The organism is Ginsengibacter hankyongi (assembly GCF_008710285.1).
In the GTDB taxonomy this organism is placed as follows: Bacteria; Bacteroidota; Bacteroidia; order Chitinophagales; family Chitinophagaceae; genus Ginsengibacter; species Ginsengibacter hankyongi.
Map to the genome: position 1 here is coordinate 1,765,797 of NZ_VYQF01000001.1, position 19,190 is coordinate 1,784,986.

Annotated in this window: 18 protein-coding genes; 9 read left to right on the top strand and 9 right to left on the bottom strand. The window is 35.4% G+C overall.

Annotation, left to right across the window (positions count from 1 at the left end; translation table 11 throughout):
* Positions 1–66: 66 nt before the first annotated feature.
* Together FW778_RS07425 and FW778_RS07430 are read right to left on the bottom strand one after the other, a co-directional pair.
* Positions 67–405: a hypothetical protein gene (locus FW778_RS07425; RefSeq protein WP_150413966.1), complete on the bottom strand. Its 339-nt coding sequence runs from the start codon at positions 403–405 to the stop codon at positions 67–69.
* 400 nt (positions 406–805) lie between these two features.
* Positions 806–1,201 carry a hypothetical protein gene (locus tag FW778_RS07430; protein ID WP_150413967.1) on the bottom strand — a complete coding sequence of 132 codons (396 nt, stop codon included), beginning with the start codon at positions 1,199–1,201 and terminating at the stop codon, positions 806–808.
* Between the two features lie 338 nt (positions 1,202–1,539).
* Between FW778_RS07430 and FW778_RS07435 the strand changes: the two genes are divergently transcribed.
* The 5 genes from FW778_RS07435 (at position 1,540) to purH (ending at position 8,139) form a co-directional block, all read left to right on the top strand.
* A complete protein-coding gene (locus tag FW778_RS07435) occupies positions 1,540–2,895 on the top strand; it encodes a sensor histidine kinase (RefSeq protein ID WP_150413968.1) in 1,356 nt (451 codons plus the stop codon).
* A gap of 31 nt (positions 2,896–2,926) precedes the next feature.
* Entirely contained in the window at positions 2,927–3,301 is a 375-nt protein-coding gene (locus tag FW778_RS07440; RefSeq protein WP_150413969.1) for a response regulator, read from the top strand.
* Positions 3,301–4,341 (top strand): adenylate/guanylate cyclase domain-containing response regulator, encoded by a 1,041-nt coding sequence (locus tag FW778_RS07445; RefSeq protein ID WP_150413970.1) that lies wholly within the window; start codon positions 3,301–3,303, stop codon positions 4,339–4,341. The genes FW778_RS07440 and FW778_RS07445 overlap by 1 nt, the downstream gene beginning before the upstream one ends.
* A 173-nt stretch (positions 4,342–4,514) precedes the next feature.
* Positions 4,515–6,605: a ComEC/Rec2 family competence protein gene (locus tag FW778_RS07450; protein ID WP_150413971.1), complete on the top strand. Its 2,091-nt coding sequence runs from the start codon at positions 4,515–4,517 to the stop codon at positions 6,603–6,605.
* A 22-nt stretch (positions 6,606–6,627) separates the two neighbouring features.
* Positions 6,628–8,139, top strand: a complete 1,512-nt coding sequence (gene purH, locus FW778_RS07455) for a bifunctional phosphoribosylaminoimidazolecarboxamide formyltransferase/IMP cyclohydrolase (protein WP_150413972.1) — start codon at positions 6,628–6,630, stop codon at positions 8,137–8,139.
* A gap of 43 nt (positions 8,140–8,182) precedes the next feature.
* Here the strand turns inward: purH and FW778_RS07460 are convergent, their stop codons facing one another.
* The 4 genes from FW778_RS07460 to kbl are packed head-to-tail and all read right to left on the bottom strand — an operon-like array spanning position 8,183 to position 11,379.
* Complete coding sequence (locus FW778_RS07460) at positions 8,183–9,565, bottom strand: LutB/LldF family L-lactate oxidation iron-sulfur protein (RefSeq protein WP_150413973.1); 1,383 nt, start codon at positions 9,563–9,565, stop codon at positions 8,183–8,185.
* Entirely contained in the window at positions 9,558–9,926 is a 369-nt protein-coding gene (locus FW778_RS07465; protein WP_202552105.1) for a DUF5615 family PIN-like protein, read from the bottom strand. Before FW778_RS07465 ends, FW778_RS07460 begins: the two co-directional genes overlap by 8 nt.
* A 2-nt stretch (positions 9,927–9,928) precedes the next feature.
* Positions 9,929–10,156, bottom strand: a complete 228-nt coding sequence (locus tag FW778_RS07470) for a DUF433 domain-containing protein (RefSeq protein ID WP_150413975.1) — start codon at positions 10,154–10,156, stop codon at positions 9,929–9,931.
* A gap of 35 nt (positions 10,157–10,191) precedes the next feature.
* On the bottom strand, positions 10,192–11,379 hold the full coding sequence (gene kbl, locus FW778_RS07475) for a glycine C-acetyltransferase (protein ID WP_150413976.1): 1,188 nt from the start codon (positions 11,377–11,379) through the stop codon (positions 10,192–10,194).
* Between the two features lie 148 nt (positions 11,380–11,527).
* Between kbl and FW778_RS07480 the strand changes: the two genes are divergently transcribed.
* The 3 genes from FW778_RS07480 to FW778_RS07490 are packed head-to-tail and all read left to right on the top strand — an operon-like array spanning position 11,528 to position 14,050.
* A complete protein-coding gene (locus tag FW778_RS07480) occupies positions 11,528–12,013 on the top strand; it encodes an RNA polymerase sigma factor (protein WP_150413977.1) in 486 nt (161 codons plus the stop codon).
* A 1-nt stretch (position 12,014) separates the two neighbouring features.
* On the top strand, positions 12,015–13,142 hold the full coding sequence (locus tag FW778_RS07485; RefSeq protein ID WP_150413978.1) for a hypothetical protein: 1,128 nt from the start codon (positions 12,015–12,017) through the stop codon (positions 13,140–13,142).
* A gap of 32 nt (positions 13,143–13,174) precedes the next feature.
* A complete protein-coding gene (locus FW778_RS07490) occupies positions 13,175–14,050 on the top strand; it encodes an outer membrane beta-barrel protein (RefSeq protein ID WP_150413979.1) in 876 nt (291 codons plus the stop codon).
* A gap of 52 nt (positions 14,051–14,102) precedes the next feature.
* Here the strand turns inward: FW778_RS07490 and FW778_RS23415 are convergent, their stop codons facing one another.
* From FW778_RS23415 to FW778_RS07500, 3 genes are all read right to left on the bottom strand, one after another.
* The gene (locus FW778_RS23415; protein ID WP_235906116.1) at positions 14,103–15,296 is read right to left on the bottom strand and encodes a carbamoyl phosphate synthase preATP-grasp domain-containing protein; all 1,194 of its coding nucleotides are present in this window, start codon (positions 15,294–15,296) and stop codon (positions 14,103–14,105) included.
* Positions 15,297–15,313: 17 nt separating this feature from the next.
* Entirely contained in the window at positions 15,314–16,957 is a 1,644-nt protein-coding gene (gene carB, locus FW778_RS23420) for a carbamoyl-phosphate synthase large subunit (RefSeq protein WP_235906124.1), read from the bottom strand.
* 143 nt (positions 16,958–17,100) lie between these two features.
* Positions 17,101–17,385, bottom strand: a complete 285-nt coding sequence (locus FW778_RS07500; RefSeq protein WP_150413980.1) for a hypothetical protein — start codon at positions 17,383–17,385, stop codon at positions 17,101–17,103.
* A 43-nt stretch (positions 17,386–17,428) separates the two neighbouring features.
* Here FW778_RS07500 and FW778_RS07505 point away from each other — a divergent pair, with 43 nt between their 5' ends.
* Entirely contained in the window at positions 17,429–19,183 is a 1,755-nt protein-coding gene (locus FW778_RS07505; RefSeq protein ID WP_202552106.1) for a M23 family metallopeptidase, read from the top strand.
* Positions 19,184–19,190 lie beyond the last annotated feature (7 nt).

Genomic DNA, 19,190 nt, shown 5'->3' on the forward strand with positions numbered 1-19,190 from the left:
CAAAGAAAAACCCCGCCAAAAGGCGGGGTCCTAAAATAAACAGGCGGGTTAGATAACGCTATCGTACTATCTGTCATGCCATTTATGATCATAATTTCTTTGTCTTTCATAAAATCTTTCATTTACCATGTGTATTTTCCTGTCCCTTTCTCTTTCCAAACTGCGGATCGCTACTTTTTTTTGATGGCGACTAAGGTTCCAGCTTTTCCGAATTCCGTTAATTTTAAAATCGTACTCACGGTTTATTCTCTCAACCTGGAAGGCTTTATCCCTTGGGGAAAAATTTCCTCCATAACGTTTGCTTTCATTATAAACATAACCATCATCTTTATGGCGCGGACTGTATTGTGCAAAAGAAGTGGCGAAAGCGCCTAAAGAAATTAAGAGTGTAAAAATCTGTTTCATGCTCCTTAAATTTTGATTGTTTTATAAATTTGTTTAGTGCGTATGCACGTGTTAGTAACTATAGACCCATGTAAAATTAGATGGGGCTGTAAAGTCCCAAAATTGGGGGCCAAATAATTTTTGAATGTGTTTGATTGTTTTCATCGTTTTAAATTTTTAATTGTTTAAAAATGTTTCTTTATTATGAGATTGTATTTTGTTGCCGAGGTTAAAAAATGAAATGTTAATACAGCAAATAAAAAATGTTAAGGATGAATCCATTTTAAAAAGCAACAAAACTTTTTATGCTAAAAAGTTTCGATTGTATCAATACGGGATTTTGTACACCGTAAATGAAAAAAATCAGGCAATAAAAAAACCCTCTTCAGAGGGCTTTTTATTTTTAAAATGTTTAGAATGATTAATCCGTGTGTTTATCATATTGTTTTACATGCTCATTAAAAGCTGCATTGTATTTACTGTTGAATTTTGCGTTCACAGCCTGTATTTGCTGAGCTTTTTCAGATTGAATTTTCTGAATCCACATTTTCTTTTGGCTTCTTTTTAAACGATGATTGCCTTTTATTGATTTTATTTTGAAATTAAAATCATTGTTGATTTTAGCGATTTCCCTATCCCTTTCTTTTGCAGGAAAGTTATAAATATCATCACGATGATTATCCAACTTTTTATAATCATCATTTGATTTTGCTGTAACATGCTGATCATTTCTATTATTGTTATCACGGTTATTCGTTTGTGCAAATGAGGTAGCAAAAAATCCTACAGAAAATAATAATGTAAAAATCTTTTTCATAATTGTAATTTTTAAGCGTTTAAAAAATGTTTCTGTAAATAAGATGCTTTAATATTCTTTATCTCTTAGAAAGAATTGTTAATACAATTTTTGCTTCGGGAATGGCTAATAAACAGGTGCATAAAAAAAACAGGCTTCATTTTCATCTTATCTTTTAATGTTGTCAGCAACCTCCCTTAGAGATCTTTTGGTTGTTAATTCATAAATTGATAGTAATTTATAATCGCATACACGAAAATGAAAATGGCAATATTTATTAATAGAATTACCCGCTTTCTAATTAAGATATAAATATTCTTTTGTACGGTTTTAGAAGTAATTTTAGGTAAATATTTTTTATGCTGGCTGAGCCGTTTATTTGTTTTTTTCTGCTTCGCAGGGTGCGCAGATTATTGCTAAATACTAACGCACTCGATCCATGGGATCAACCCATTAAAATTTTATTTTATGGCATCATAGCACTTTTTGCAGCAGAAGTTATCTTTCACCTGGATTTTATAACCAAATGGATTTGGCATGCTCTTTTACTTGGAATAATTTATATCGCATTTATAAAAAAAGAATTTATTGTTGCCCGCCCTTTAATGTTTGCGGTGCTGCCCTTTGCAATCTTATCCTTTGCCGCCGATCTTTTTAAAGTTATAAGTCTTCAACAATATAAAATAGTTGATAATTACCTGCAGATCGCTACAATATTTTCAATAGTTTGGATGGCGGCCATGATTATTGTATCTAACAGGCAACAAAAAGCACTGCAGAGAGAACATGAAAAAACCAAGCAGGAAGAAGAACAAAAAAAATGGATGGAGGCAAGAAAAGAAGAGCTTGAAAAAATAGTGGGGGAAAGAACAGCCGAATTGAGAAGCCAAAAAGAACAGGTGGAAAGCACGCTCGCTGAATTAAAGGCTACCCAAACCCAATTGATACAATCAGAAAAAATGGCTTCATTGGGTGAACTTACTGCAGGAATAGCCCACGAGATACAAAACCCTTTAAATTTTGTAAATAATTTTTCTGAAGTAAATGCAGAATTAATTGAAGAGATGAAAGAAGAAATTGATAAGGGTAATTTTGAAGAGGCAAAACTTATTGCAAACGATATTAAAGAAAACCAGGAAAAAATTAATCATCACGGCAAACGTGCAGATGCTATTGTAAAAGGTATGTTGCAACACAGCCGTAGCAGCAGCGGCACAAAAGAACCTACAGATATAAATGCACTGGTAGATGAATATCTTCGATTGGCCTACCATGGATTGCGGGCGAAAGACAAATCTTTTAATGCAACAATGAAAACCGATTTTGATAATAAGATCGGCACTATTAATATCGTTCCCCAAGATATTGGAAGAGTAATTCTTAATCTTTTTACGAATGCGTTTTATGCAGTAACCGAAAAGAAGAAGCAAACCAGCAATGGTTATGAGCCAACAGTTGCAGTCAGCACAAAATCTGTAAAGCTCCCTTCAGGAGGTTTAGGCGTGTTAATTTCTGTAAAAGATAATGGTAATGGTATTTCTGGAAAAGTATTGGATAAAATTTTTCAACCTTTTTTTACAACCAAGCCAACCGGGCAGGGCACGGGACTAGGCTTGTCGCTAAGCTATGATATAATTAAAGCACATAATGGAGAATTAAAAGTAAACACAAGAGAAAATGACGGCACTGAATTTACTATTCATCTGCCGGTATAAAGGTTAATTTTATAGAAAAATTGAAATCAATATGAAAATATTAGTAGTAGACGATGAAAAAGACATGGAAACCTTGTTTCAGCAACGGTTTAGAAAAGAAATTAGAGAGCACCAGGTGGAATTTGCATTTGCTTTTTCAGGTGAAGATGCGCTTCGCTACCTGGAGCAACTTAATCATGAAGCAGTATTGATTCTTTCAGATATAAATATGCCGGGAATGAGCGGACTTGAATTATTAAGGCATATAAAAGAAAAGTATGAAAACCCACCGCCTGTTGTAATGATGATAACGGCCTATGGCGACACAGAAAATTATAACCAGGCAATGAAGTTGGGCGCTGACGAATTTCTTACTAAGCCGGTTGATTTTAATTTATTAAAAGAAAAATTAAAACTAAAAAATTAATGGCAAAGATTTTAGTGGCAGATGATGAGGCAGATCTTGAAGTGCTCATTAAGCAAAAATTCAGGAAGGAGATTAGGGAGAACACTTATGAATTTATTTTCGCTGCAAATGGAAATGAAGCACTAAAAAAACTACAACAAGATCCAGGTATCGACGTTTTATTGAGCGATATCAATATGCCGGAAATGGACGGCCTTACCTTATTGTCAAAATTGAATGAATTACACCTGCTGACCAAGGCAGTAATTGTTTCCGCTTATGGCGACATGGAAAATATAAGAACCGCTATGAATCGCGGTGCATTCGACTTTGTTTGTAAGCCCGTTAATTTTCATGATCTTGGTATTACTATTCAAAAAACGCTCGAATATGTTTCTCAGCTTCACTCAACACTAGATGCAATTAAAGAAAATAATATCTTAAAAATGTATGTTGATAAAACCGTTTTAAATTTCATGAACGGGCGTGAATTTGAAACTCAACTTATGGCTAATGAAACGATTGAGGCCACCGTTGCTTTTGTAGATATTTCGGGCTTTACCGCTATTACTGAAAAAGAACCTGCTGATACGGTTGTGCAGATGCTGAATAAATATTTTGATATTATGGTAAAGGAAATCATCGCCCAGGATGGTTATGTAGATAAATTTATAGGAGATGCCATACTTGCAATTTTTAAAGGAAGATTTCACTTGGACAGGGCAATTGATGCAAGCCTTGCCATCCGCAAACATATTGAAGAATTGGGGCCAGAGTCTGCCATATCATCGTATATCCCAAAGGTTTCGGTAGGTATAGATAGCGGCGAAATGATTTCAGGAAATATTGGTTCCGCAAAACTGCGTCGCCTCGATTATACGGTCATTGGCGATGTTGTAAATACTGCGCAGCGCTTGCAGGACGCTGCGAAGCCGGGACAGATTCTTATTTCAGAAGATTCATGGGCCAAGGTGAAAGAATCTTTTAACTGTAAAGCTATTGATCATGTAAAAATGAAAAATAAATCAAAGTCATTTATGGCTTATGAAGTTTTGGATTGAATAAATCGATTTATAACAAACGCTCCCTCCTGAATAATTTCTCTATCGCATTTTAATAATTCAATTAAAATTGTATTTTTAAATTTCTAATTGATTTCTTTCCCGTGTGAAAGAACCACCCATTTTTTTGCTACTACTCAGGAATGTAATTTTTGCAATCAAATGCCACCTAAATGGCAAAAAGCTATAAAATATTTATATGGAAGAAGGCGCCGTTTCTGCGTTTATTGCTACCCGTTATAACAGGAATTCTTACCGGGTATTATTTTAAAGTAGAAATTTATATTCTACTTATTATCGCCATAATTTTATCGCTGGCCTTCCTTACATTTAACCTACTGCCACTTGTATATCGCTTTAGACTGCAACCTGTAAATGGAGTTATTATTACAGGCTTTCTCATAAATGCCGGGCTTTTCCTCACATGGAATAAAGATGTCCGCAATCATTCAGATTGGTATGGTAAAACGTATGACACAAGTTCTTATATTATTGGAACTATAAGTGAGCCGCCGGTTGAAAAGAGTAAATCTTATAAATCATTGGCTAATGTTGAAGCCATTATAAAAAAGGATTCTGTTTATCCCGTTACCGGTAAATTGTTGCTTTATTTTTCAAAAGATTCCAGTGCAAAAAAGCTTGTCTATGGAAGCAGGGTGATTATAAAGAAAGATTTACAGGAAATAAAAAATTCAGGCAATCCTGCTGCGTTTAACTATAAACGTTATTGTGCCTTCCAACAAATTTTTCATCAGTGTTACCTTAAACAAACAGATTGGAGCTTATTAAAAAGTGATGACGCCAATACTTTCAGGCAGGCAATTTTTACAACGCAACGGTACATTGTAAATGTGCTGGATGATAATATAAAAGGCACCGATGAATCATCACTTGCTAAAGCATTGCTCATAGGTTATAAAGTAGATCTTGATAAAGACCTCGTGCAGGCTTACAGCAATGTAGGAGTTGTTCATTTAATAGCTATTTCAGGATTGCATCTTGCATTAATCTACGCAATGCTGTTATGGGTGACGGGCAAAATTTCATTTATACAAAAATCAAAATTTATCCGGCTCTTCATCATACTATTTTGTTTATGGTTTTTCTCTTTATTAACCGGCGCATCTGCCTCTGTGTTACGCTCTGCAGTAATGTTCACTTTCATAGCCACAGGAGCAACTTTTGGTAAAAAAGCGTCCATTTATAATTCATTGGCGTCATCAGCATTTGTATTACTTTGTTATGATCCCTTTATGCTTTGGGATGTTGGTTTCCAGCTTTCGTATTGTGCTGTATTGGGTATTGTAATTGCACAGAAGTATGTTTTTAATTGGTTTTATTTTAGTAGTAAATTATTAAATAAAATATGGAAACTCGCGGCAGTTTCATTAACAGCCCAAATCTTCACTTTGCCGCTGTGCCTCTATTATTTCCACCAGTTTCCTTTACTCTTTTTATTGTCTAATGTAGTGGCAATTCCACTTTCAACAATTGCATTGTGGGGATGTATTTTTCTTGTAGCTATTTCACCAATACATCTCCTGGCTTTGTATTTCGGAAAAGCCGTTATGGCTTCAATCTGGTTATTAAATCATGCCGTAATTTTTATTAATGCTATTCCCTTTTCATTGTGGGATGGCATTTCAATAACGGTTACAGAAACTATAATTTTATATCTCATAATAAGTTTCTTTCTCTATTGGTTACTCAGAAAAAATAACATCGGTTTTAAACTAGGAATTTATAGTACTCTTCTACTTTCAGGATTAATTGCTTTAAATAAGTGGAATGCTGCAAAACAAAAAAAATTAATTGTTTACAATGTGCCTTCTCATAAGGCAATTGATTTTATAGAAGGTAATGCTTACCATTTTTATGGAGATAGCGATCTTGTAGAGGAAGGCTTGCTTCAAAATTTCCATTTAAAGCCGGAACGGATTTCCTTGATGCTTACAAAAGGAGATACTTTATCATTATTTCAGCAAAAGAATTTCGTAGGATTTCATGGGAAAAGAATTTTAATGATTGACTCCGCTGTAGATTTTAAACCATTATCAAAAAAAATAAATGTTGATTATATTATCATATCAAAAAATCCAAAACTCTTTATGTCCAGTCTGGCAAAGGTTTTCGAATGTGGTGTTTATATTTTCGATGCATCCAACCCTCTGTGGAAAATTGAAAAATGGAAAAAAGATTGCGAAGAATTACATTTGCGCTTCCACTCAGTTTCTGAACAGGGTGCATTTGTAACTGATTTATAAAGCTCAATTTCTTTGCCATCTCATGCAAAAAAAAATACAATCCGCTCTCATTTCTGTTTATTATAAAAATGGATTAGAAAAAATTATTCAACTTTTAAAAGAAAATAATATCACCATTTATACAACCGGTGGCACGCAAAAATTTATAGAAGATGCCGGCGTATCATGTGTGGCTGTTGAATCATTAACCGGCTTTCCTTCTATACTGGGTGGAAGAGTTAAAACGCTTCATCCATCGGTGTTTGGGGGCATACTTGCCAGGAGAGAAATGGAAAGTGATTTGCAGGAAATGAAGCAATATAATATTCCCGAAATTGATTTGGTAATTGTTGATTTGTATCCTTTTGAAGAAACCGTTAAATCGACCGATGATGAAAAAACAATTATAGAAAAGATAGATGTTGGCGGCCCTTCCATGATAAGAGCAGCAGCTAAAAATTTTGCAAACGTTTTGGTTATCGCTGATAAAAATAATTATACCGACCTGGAAAATATTTTATCGCAAAAGAATGCTGAAACCTCTTTGGAAGAAAGAAAACAGTTCGCTGCCAAAGCATTTGATGTTTGCTCCGGATACGATATGGCCATTTCAAATTATTTTAATAAAACTGATTTTTTAAACCCATTTGTTGCTGATAAAAAAGTATTGCGCTATGGCGAAAATCCGCATCAGCAGGCATCTTTTGCGGGAAATCTTGACGAGGTTTTTGAACAATTACATGGCAAAGAACTTTCGTATAATAACCTTGTAGACGTAGATGCAGCTATACAATTAATGAATGAATTCAATAGCAGTACAATAACTTTTGCAATTATTAAGCATACGAATGTTTGCGGTATTGCACAAAGCGTAAATGTAAATGAAGCTTTCAATGCGGCATTGTCCGGCGACCCCGAGAGCGCTTTTGGAGGCGTACTCATTGCTAATGCATCTATTGATAAAACAACCGCAGATACTTTAAACAGTTTATTTTTTGAAGTTTTAATTGCTCCTAGTTTTGATGCTGATGCTTTGGAGATTCTTCAATCAAAAAAGAACAGGATTCTCTTAAAGACAAAAAATTCTGTTCAACAAAAACAAATGTCAAAAACTGTTTTAAACGGAATTTTGTCACAGGATTTTGATAAAGGAAATTTTGCGGAATGGAAAGAAGAAGGTGGCAGAAATTCTTCACCAGAAGAAAAGGATAATTTAATATTTGCCAACCTTGTTTGCAAACATTTAAAAAGTAATGCTATTGCAATTATAAAAGATAAACAATTGATAGGAAAAGGTTGTGGTCAAACATCGCGGGTAGACGCTTTACGGCAGGCAATTGCAAAAGCCACGCAATTCAATTTTGATTTGAAAGATTCTGTAGTTGCAAGTGATGCTTTTTTCCCTTTTGATGATTGTGTAAAAATTGCACATGAAGCCGGCGTGACTGCGTTTATTCAACCTGGTGGCTCAATAAGAGACAAAGATTCTATTGAATATTGCAAAGCAAATAATTTGGTAATGGTGATAACCGGGTTAAGGCATTTTAAGCATTGATAACATCACCATAACCCCTTTCCATAGGAGAGAACAAAAATAATTACTCAACATTTTTTAATCTCTCCTTCCACATTTCATTAAAAGTTTTTTTACTGAAATGTAAATCGGAACGTTCTTTATTCCAGCCTTTAAATAATTTATTAACTACTGTTGATTTTAGATTTCCATTACCCATATTCATGAAGCCTCTTCTAAGAGACGATATTCTCCAAAGTTTCCATGCTGTCTTTTCGGGAAACCCTGCTAATCCTTCATCCACACTTTCTTTGCGGTTTTCCAATAATAATTCATGAAGGTTAATTTTTACAGCACAAACTTCTGTGCAGTTTCCGCATAAAGAAGACGCAAAACTCAGATGTTTATATTCACTCATTCCCTGCAAATGCGGCGTAATAACGCTTCCAATCGGGCCGCTGTAAGTGACGCCATAACTATGTCCGCCAATATTTTTATAGACCGGGCATGCATTAAGGCATGCGCCGCATCTTATGCAATAAAGGCTTTCACGCTGCTTTGGATTCGCTAAAATAGTTGAACGGTTATTGTCTAATAATATCACATACATTTCTTCAGGCCCGTCGCTTTCACCTGCTTGTTTGGGTCCTAAAACAATACTGCTGTAAACCGTAACTTTTTGGCCGGTTCCATAAGTTGCCAATAAAGGCCACATCAATGCAAGGTCAGTAAGGGATGGAATAACTTTTTCAATTCCAACAATGGCAATATGTGTTTTTGGCCAGGCGGTGCTAAGTCTTCCGTTCCCTTCATTTTCAGTAATGGCAATAGCGCCAATATCGCTGATGATAAAATTAGCTCCTGTAATTCCGATCTCAGCCTGAAGGTATTTCTCTCTTAATTTGTCACGGGCTACTAACGTTAATTCTTCCGGCGAAAGTTTAGAAGAAGTTCCCAATTTATCAGCAAAAAGCTTTGCGACATCTTCCTTGCTTTTATGCATTGCCGGTGTTACAATATGATACGGAGGTTCGCCGTCCAATTGCTGAATGTATTCCCCTAAATCGGTTTCTACACTTTCAATATTATTTTTTTCAAGAAAATGATTCAAATGAATTTCTTCAGTAACCATGCTCTTGCTCTTAACAATCGTCTTGCAGTTTTTTTCTTTACAAATATTTAAAACTTCGTCTAAGGCTTCCTGTGAGTTTTGTGCCCAGATAACTTTGCCGCCACGTTTTGTAAAATTCAATTCGAACTCCTCTAATTGCTGGTCAAGCGTTTCAAGTGCCCGCCATTTTATATTTTTTGCCCGCTCTCTTACAAGGTCTGTATTATCAAACTGGCTTTTGCCTTGTGGAACAACGGCATTATACTTTCCAATATTGAAATTTATTTTTTGCCTGTGTTCAAGGTCTGCGCTCTTAACAGTGCTTTTTGCTTTAAAGGTTGAAGATGATTCACTCATTTGTATAATTTCTGATTCTAAGTTTACCATTTTGATAAACAGAAAAATGATTTTGAATTTGTGCTAAATAATCAGGTAAAATATTTTGAATCGCGGATAATTTTTCCTCAGAGACTGCATCATCTAATCTTAATAGTAAAATTCCTTTGTGGGGTAAATGAGTTTTAAATACAAGCTCGCCAAAATCTTTATCCATTGTTATAATAATAGCATCCTCTTTATTTGCCATTTGTATTATGTCATAATCAGTCATTTCAGGGTTTACTTTGGAGATTGCAATAATATTATATCCTTGCTGAGAGAGCCATTCCTCAATTACTCTCCCAACCCCAACATCAATTACAATAGTGAAAGTTTGCATAATCATGCTCTTTCAACATCATGAGAAATCATGTTAGCTGCGTAGACAAGACATGCTTTTATATCATCATCTTCCAGCAATGGGAATTCTTCAAGTATATCTTCATGCGAAATTCCCCTTGCAAGCATTTTTAAAATTTGCTCAACAGAAATACGCATTCCTCTTATAACAGGCTTACCCGTAAGAATAGCAGGATTATTTGTAATTCTATTTAATAACGTTGTTTCCATGAATATAAAGTTATAAAACAAAATTTTGTTTTCTTTTATTTCAACACTCCCAGCTCTTTCCCCACTTTCGTAAATGCTTCAATAGCTTTATCAAGATGTTTTTGCTTATGTGCCGCACTCAATTGCACTCTTATTCTTGCCTGGCCTTTGGCAACTACCGGAAAGAAAAAGCCAATCACATAAATTCCTTCTTCTAAAAGTTTTGCAGCAAAGTTTTGCGCTACCACCGCATCGTATAACATGATAGGCACAATAGGATGCTCGCCTGGTTTTATGTCAAATCCCGCTTTGGTCATTTTTCTTCTAAAATATTTTGTATTTTTTTCCAGCTTATCTCTAAGTTTAGTCGTTTCGCTTAGCATATCAAATACAGCAATAGATGCACCCACAATACTTGGAGCAAGGCTATTACTAAATAAATAAGGGCGGCTTCGCTGGCGAAGCATTTCAATAATTTCTTTTCTGCCTGTTGTAAAACCTCCACTTGCGCCTCCCAAAGCTTTTCCAAAGGTTCCCGTTATAATATCAATTCTTCCCATCACGCCACGATATTCGTGAGATCCTCTGCCTGTTTTCCCCAAAAAACCTGTTGAATGGCATTCATCAATCATTACAATAGCATTATATTTATCAGCAAGATCACAAATTTTATCAAGCTGTGCAATCGTTCCATCCATGCTGAAGGAGCCATCCGTAACGACTATACGGCTGCGCAAGTGTTGTGTCTGTTTTAATTTACTTTCAAGATCATCCATGTTATTATGCTCATAACGGTAGCGCTGTGCTTTGCATAAACGCACTCCATCAATGATACTTGCATGATTTAATGCATCAGAAATAATTGCATCTTCTTCACCAAATAACGGTTCAAAAACACCACCGTTTGCATCAAAACATGCAGCATATAAAATAGTATCCTCTGTTCCTAAAAAATCGGCGACCTTTTTTTCAAGTTCTTTATGAATATCCTGTGTGCCGCAAATAAAACGAACGCTGCTCAGTCCATATCCACGCTCATCAATATACTTTTTTGCAGCCTTTATAACCTTGGGGTGTGAGGATAATCCCAAATAATTATTGGCACAAAAGTTTAAAACTGTCTTTCCGCCCACTTCAATCTCTGCCCCCTGAGCGCTGGTAATAATTCTTTCTGTTTTATACAATCCGGCCGTTCTAATGGCTTCAAGTTCTTCTCCAATTCTTTTTGCAAAATTTTCATTCATACATTTTAGTTTCTTGTGCAAACCTACACGAAAACATTAAATTTTAGTTTTGCATAAAATGAAAAAACTGAAATTGTAACTTTTTGTATTCAACTTCGTATTACTGTCAAACAAAGGGAAGCGATCAAAAAAATTACCAATTGAGTGTATGACTGAGAAAGAATATAATAAATGTGTAAACCTTTATGCTGATAATGTTTACCGTTTTATTGTAAAAAATCTGCGACATGAAGAAAATGCCAAAGATGTGGTTCAGTCTGCATTTGAAAAATTGTGGATTAACCGCGAAACAGTGGAAACTGAACGTAGTAAATCGTATTTGTTTACAGTAGCTTATCATCAAATGATTGATCATATAAGAAAAAATAAAAGAATAAAATTGCAGGAAGATTTTTCTGCTGAAACAAAAATGACCCATCAACCTCATCATAATATAAACAAGATTTTAAATGAAGCCTTGCAAAGATTAAGCGAAACGCAACGAAGCCTTGTATTATTAAAAGATTATGAGGGTTATTCTTATGACGAAATTGCAAAAATTACCTCGTTAAGCGAAAGCCAGGTAAAAGTGTACCTGCATCGTGCAAGGATTCAGCTTAAAACGTATTTGGTAAAACCTGAAAATGTGATATAAGATGGACATCAACAGAAATAATTACGAAGAATATTTTTTACTGTATGCCGATAATGAATTGACCGATTCTGAAAAAGCTGAAGTATTAATGTTCGTTAAGCAGCATAAGGATCTTGAAGAAGAATTCAGGATGATACATCATACTATTTCGAAACCTGATGCAAGTGTGCAGTTAACTGATAAATCTTTTTTATTTAGAAATGACCTCGAAGCTTTTATTAATAAAAAAAATTATGAAGAAGTTTTTGTTTTATATCACGATAATGAATTGATAGAAAAAGAAAAACTGGAAACAGAAGAATTTTTATCTCATCATAAAGAATTAAAAGATGAGTTTGATTTAATTGGACTTGCAAGGCTTACCCCCGAAAGTTCTGTTGTTTTTCCTAATAAAAAGGTTTTATATAAAAAAGAAAAATCAGGGAAGGTTGTTCCGCTAATGTTTTGGAGAATGCTTGCTGCAGCTGTTTTCATTGGTTTCGGATTATGGATTACCAATTTATTTTTTTATAAACCTGGTAAATCGAATGTGCCAACTGCACATTCTATTCCTGCAAAAAATTCATCACCAATAATTGAAAAAAATATTCTTCCTGAGAAAAAAACAAACGAAGTTGTTGCCCGATCTCCAGTGGCTTCTGATAAAAATCCGGGAAAAGAAACAAATGATCAACAGGAGAAGAAATCAAAAGCTTTATATCAAAAAAATGATAACGCTGTTGCAAAAACTGTTGCCGACAAACAAAAACCAAAAGAAGAAAATATCAGCAATCAGCTTCCTGAAAAAATAAATGATGCAATTGTTTTCAATGATAATGTCAATAATTTATCCAAAGAGGAACCTTCATCTTTAACTAAAATTGATCCATCAAAAGAATTGGTTTCAGTACAAAATGAAGTTCCGGATGATAACGAAAAATCATCACCTGTATCGTATGCAAGAAACGCTTCCTATGTTCCCGATGCAGATAATAATAATGAAAACTATGTATTTTATGATGTTACAGCCGAGAAATTTAAAAAAACTAAAATAGGCGGCTTCTTAAAAAAAGTAAAACGTGTTGTGGAAAGAAGTAATCCAATCACACGCCTTTTATCAGGAGATGACCACCAGGTTGTGTCTAACTAAACAAAAAAATTCAGACTAATAAATATTAAAAAATGAAAAAGACAGCTTTAGGTTTTATGGGGATGCTATTTGCCATCACTTCCATGGCGCAAACAGATTCAATACAGGTGCAAAGAAAAAGTGATACCATACGTATTGGAGGCATGATCATTTTAAAGAAAGGCGAGCCTAACGATAAAAGGCGTGTGACCGTAACTGTTGGGAACACCCGGCACGAAAAAAAATCAAACATTAGCACGGCTTCCTGGATTATTGATTTGGGATTTGCAAACTGGACAGACAAAACTAATTACGCAACTGCAACAGCGGATGGCTACCTGGTAAACAGGCCTGGCTCCCCGACATTAGCTGAAAATGATTTTAAATTAAAAACAATAAAATCAGTTAATGTAAACATTTGGTTTTTTATGCAAAGGCTTAATTTAATAAAGCATTACGTGAATCTGAAATACGGGCTGGGACTGGAAATGAATAATTATCGTTTTAAATCTGCCGTAAGCCTTGATGAAAGTGGAACGAATCCATTTACGCTGCAGGATATTAATCATTCGTTTATATTCCGCGATTCAATAAAATTTTCAAAAAATAAATTGGCTGCAGACTATGTTACCATTCCGTTTATGTTAAACTTCAGGACTAATCCAAATTATACTAACAAGGGGCTGAGTTTTAGTGCAGGAGTAAGTGTAGGATATTTATATAACAGCCGCAATAAACAAATAAGCAGCGAACGTGGCAAACTTAAAAACCATGGAGATTATGATCTTGAAAAATGGAAGTTCTCTTACATAGCAGAGCTGGGGCTTGGGCCTGCACATTTATATGGTTCTTATAGTCCAAATTCTATTTTTCAAAAAAGATTGAATTTTATGCCCTATAACATTGGTATAAGACTAAGCAACTGGTAATTTTAAAAGGAAATGTTTTAATAAAGCCGGTTTTAAAAAAAAGACCGGTTTTTTATTTGCTCAAATGCATACTTCTTTCTTTGTATAATTGCCGGAAATATGGATCACGCAAATCTTTTATAAAACGTATAGATTCGCCGGTACTTTTCATTTCAGGCCCCAGTTCTTTATTTACGTTAGGAAATTTATTAAAAGAAAAAACAGGTTCTTTGATTGCAAAGCCCGTTAGCTTTTTTTCAAAAGTAAAATCTTTCAGTTTTGCAGCACCAATCATTATTTTGGTAGCAATATTTAAATAAGGAATCTGGTAAGCCTTGGCGATAAACGGCGTAGTACGTGATGCTCTTGGGTTGGCTTCAATTACATATACTTCACCATTCTTTATCGCAAATTGAATATTGATCAATCCTTTTATGTGTAAAGCTCTTGCAATTTTTTCCGCATATTCTTCCATTGTATGAACAATCAATGGAGACAAATTAAATTCAGGCAAAACTGCATTACTATCACCACTATGAATACCTGCTGGTTCAATATGTTCCATCACGCCCATCACATGAAAATCATCACCATCGAAGATTGCATCAATTTCTGCTTCCTGGCAACGATCTAAAAAATGATCAATTAAAATTTTATTATTGGGCAAATGTTTTAATAAACTTAGTACTCCTTTTTCAAGTTCTTCATCATTTAATACAATTCGCATACGCTGGCCACCCAACACATAGCTCGGCCTTACCAAAACAGGATATCCAACTTGTTTGGCCACTTCAATAGCATCATCGGTATTATACGCAGTGCCGTAGTTTGGATAAGGAATTCCCAGTTCTTTCAACATATCACTAAATCGTCCGCGGTCTTCAGCAATATCCATATCATCAAATGAAGTTCCGATGATTTTTATGCCTTTTTCATCAAGCCTTTTAGCAAGTTTCAATGCCGTTTGCCCACCCAGTTGAACAATAACACCTTCTGGTTTTTCCAATTCAATAATTTCCCAGATGTGTTCCCAGAAAACAGGTTCAAAATATAATTTGTCGGCTATGTCAAAATCAGTAGAAACCGTTTCCGGATTGCAATTGATCATGATGGCTTCGTAACCACATTCTTTTATGGCGAGCAAACCATGTACGCAACAATAATCAAATTCAATTCCCTGGCCAATACGATTTGGGCCGCTTCCTAAAACAATAATTTTCTTTCTGGAAGATGGGATTGACTCGTTTTTTAAAATATCGGTACTCATTTATTTTTAATGAACATTTATTCAAAAGTGCTGTAGAAATAAGGTGTCTTCGCTTCAAACTCTGCGCTGCAGGTATCTACCATTTTGTATACCCTTGTTATGCCAAACTCTTTTCTTTTCTCATAAATATCTTCATCGGTGCTGCCATCTTTCATGATGCGGGCAATTTGTTCATCACCAAAACCAAGACGTTTTGCTTTGGTTAAAAGCTCCGGAGAAATAGTTTCTAATGTTGTTTTTAAAAGTTCTCTTTCACAATCACATATTTTTTGAATCTGGTAAATAAACCACCTGTCGATTCCAGTTGATTCGCAAATCCTGCGAACGCTCACCCCCATCATCAATGCATCTTTAATCCTGAATATGCGATCCCATTTGGGGACTTTAAGATATTCGATCACTTCTTCTGCATACATTAAGCTCTTGCCATAATAACCTAATCCCACTGCTTCGTTTTCCAAACTCTGACAAGCTTTTTGAATAGCCTCAGCAAAGCTTCTTCCAATAGCCATTACTTCCCCAACAGATTTCATTTGAAGCCCGAGCGTGTCATCGGCTCCTTTAAATTTATCGAAATTCCAGCGTGGAATTTTTACAATAACATAATCCAAAGCAGGTTCAAAATATGCCGATGTTGTTTGAGTAATTTGATTTTTCAATTCATCCAAAGTGAAACCTATGGCGAGCTTAGCAGCTATTTTTGCAATAGGGTAACCAGTCGCTTTGCTAGCTAATGCTGATGACCTGCTTACCCTTGGGTTAATCTCGATAGCAATTAATTCTTCAGTTTGTGGGTTTAAGGCAAATTGCACATTGCAACCTCCGGCAAAATTTCCCAAATCACGCATCATAGCAATTGCAGTATTTCGCATAAGCTGAAAAGCTGTATCGCTCAATGTCATGGCAGGAGCAACTGTAATAGAATCGCCGGTATGAACCCCCATTGGATCGAAATTTTCAACCGTGCAAATAATAACAACATTATTGTTATCGTCACGTAACAATTCCAGTTCAAATTCTTTCCAGCCCAGCATAGCTTTTTCTACCAGCACTTCGTGCATTGGTGACGCAGTAAGTCCGCGGTTTAATGCTTCATCAAGATCGTCCTTTGTGTGAACAAAACTTCCGCCTGTTCCGCCCAAAGTAAACGAAGGACGGATAACCAAGGGAAACCCAATATCCTGCGCAAATTCTTTTCCTTCTAAAAAAGAATTGGCTGTTTTTGCAGGGGCAACAGGAATCTTCATTTGAATCATCCATTGCCTGAATTTTTCCCTGTCTTCCGCTTTATCAATTGCTTTGATATCAACTCCAATGAGCCTTATATTATTTTTTTGCCAAACGCCTAACTCATCCCCTTCTTTACAAAGGTTTAAAGCAGTCTGGCCGCCCATTGTAGGCAATACAGCATCAATATTATTTTCTGCAATGATTTGTTCAATACTTTCAATATTTAATGGAAGCAGGTACACTTTATCGGCCATCATGGGGTCTGTCATGATGGTGGCAGGATTGCTGTTAATAAGTATTACCTGAATTCCTTCTTCGGTAAGGCTGCGGGCAGCCTGTGTTCCTGAATAATCAAATTCGCAGGCTTGGCCAATGATAATAGGGCCGGAGCCTATAATTAAAACTGATTTGATGGATTTATCGAGCGGCATTTAAATATTTCTGTGGCCGCGAAATTAAATTGAAATGTTGAAACGCAAAGCAATAAATTAAATCAGGGGATTTTTTTAAGAAATTATATGGATTTATTGAAAAAAACAATTGAAAAAAAGGATTGATAACAAAGAAGCTATCTTTATAGAAGATACTTTTTCTCAGTTCCATAAAAATCGGTGAACATTTTTTTCAAAACATATAACTTTTCTATCCATTCGTTCTCTCCCTTTAATTTTATTTCATCCATATATTGTTCAACTTTTTCCACAGTTGCTTCAGCGTCATCCAATAAATCGTTTGTTGTATTTTTAAGATGATTGAAAAAAGCTTCTCTTTCTTCTTTTGACAGACTGTAAAATTTTAAAAGTGCAAACCCTATAGAAGCTCCAAGAATGAGTGATGCAATGGTTGTCGTTTTAGCCATGATGATTATTTTAAATTTTTTAGTTGTTAGATTTGTAGATATTATGAAAAGGATTTTTCTTCGAAAAGAGTTATTGCATAAACCGTTCCTGTTTTTACTTCCCCTGTTTTTTTTCTACAATTCCAATGGGCAGATTTTTCCAAAAAAGAATTATCCAAAAGGTTATTTCATTTATCCGGTAGATGCGAAAATTGAGCTCGCTGCAAACTTTGGTGAACTGCGCCCAAACCATTATCACATGGGCCTCGATTGCCGCACCAATCATGTTCAAAACAGGCCGGTAAAAGCCGCAGCTGATGGCTACGTAGCTCACGTAAGGGTAGAACCGTTTGGATTTGGCAGAGCCATTTATATTAATCATCCCAACGGCCTTACGACCTTATATGGCCACCTCAATAATTTTTATCCTGCGCTTGAAAAATATGTAAAGGAGCAGCAATATAAATTAAAATCATGGCAGGTTTTTCTTGATATTCCTCCAGGTATGTTCCCGGTAAAGCAAGGCCAGTTTATCGCATTTAGCGGCAACGCAGGCGGTTCGCAAGGGCCGCATTGCCACTTTGAAATAAGAGATACAAAAACTGATAAAGTTTTAAACCCGCTCTTATTTGGAATGCCGATTCCTGATAATGTTCCACCGACAATAGTGCGTTTAGCCGTATACGATAGAACTATCAGCACTTACAGTCAATCGCCAAAATTATTTCCCCTGAAAAAAATAAAAGGCGGATACACGACAATTGAACCCGTTATAACAGTTAATAGCAATAAAGTAAGTTTTGGGATTTCAGCAAATGATAAATTTACCGGCTCAACCAATCCTAATGGAATATATGAAGCCGTTCTGTATTTTGATGAAGAACCCGTTGTGGGATTTGAAATAGATAGCATTACTTATGATGAATCAAGATATGTTAACGCCCACATTGATTATAAGACACGAGAAGCAGGCGGCCCTTTTATAGAACATCTTTCAAGGTTACCCGGTTATCCTGAAGGAATTTATAAAGATTTTAGCGGTGATGGCGTAATAGCCCTTACAGATGAAGCCGTACACGAAATAAAAATTGTTGTTAAAGACACTTATGGAAACACTTCCACGCTTGGGTTTAATATTAAAAAAGGATTAATACATGAAAATGGATTAGGAAGTGAGGCTGTATCTTATTATGACCAACAGGAATTTCATCCCGGTTTTGTAAACATATTTGAAAATGAAAATGTACAATTGATTTTAAGATCAGAAGCCTTGTACGATTCATTTGCGTTTAGGCATTCCAGTGAAAAGGTAATTTCTTCCGCATCTTATTCTGATATTCATGCGCTGGAGTCAGGACTTGTTCCTGTACACGATAATTTCACGTTAAGATTAAGAGCAGATAAGCCCGTACCGCCGCAACTTGCGGACAGGATGCTTATTAAAAGAACATGGGAAGATAAAACTGAAGTTGTGAAAGCAACGGGAGAGCGTGAATGGTTTACAGCACATTTCAAAAGTTTTGGAAATTTTGAACTTATTGCAGATGATGAACCGCCTGTTATCGCAGGAGGCTTCCATGATAATGCCAACCTTTCAAAAGCTTCCCGTATTATTTTTATTCCAAAAGATAATAATAAAGAAATAAAAAATTTCAGGGCAGAACTCGATGGAAACTGGCTTATGTTTACCAATGATAAAGGCCGCCTGTTCATCTATAAATTTGATGAAATGTGCCCGCGTGGAAAGCACGAATTAACAGTTTCTGTGCAGGATGAAGCAGGCAATACAACAGAAAAAATATATCATTTTACACGATAAAAAATTA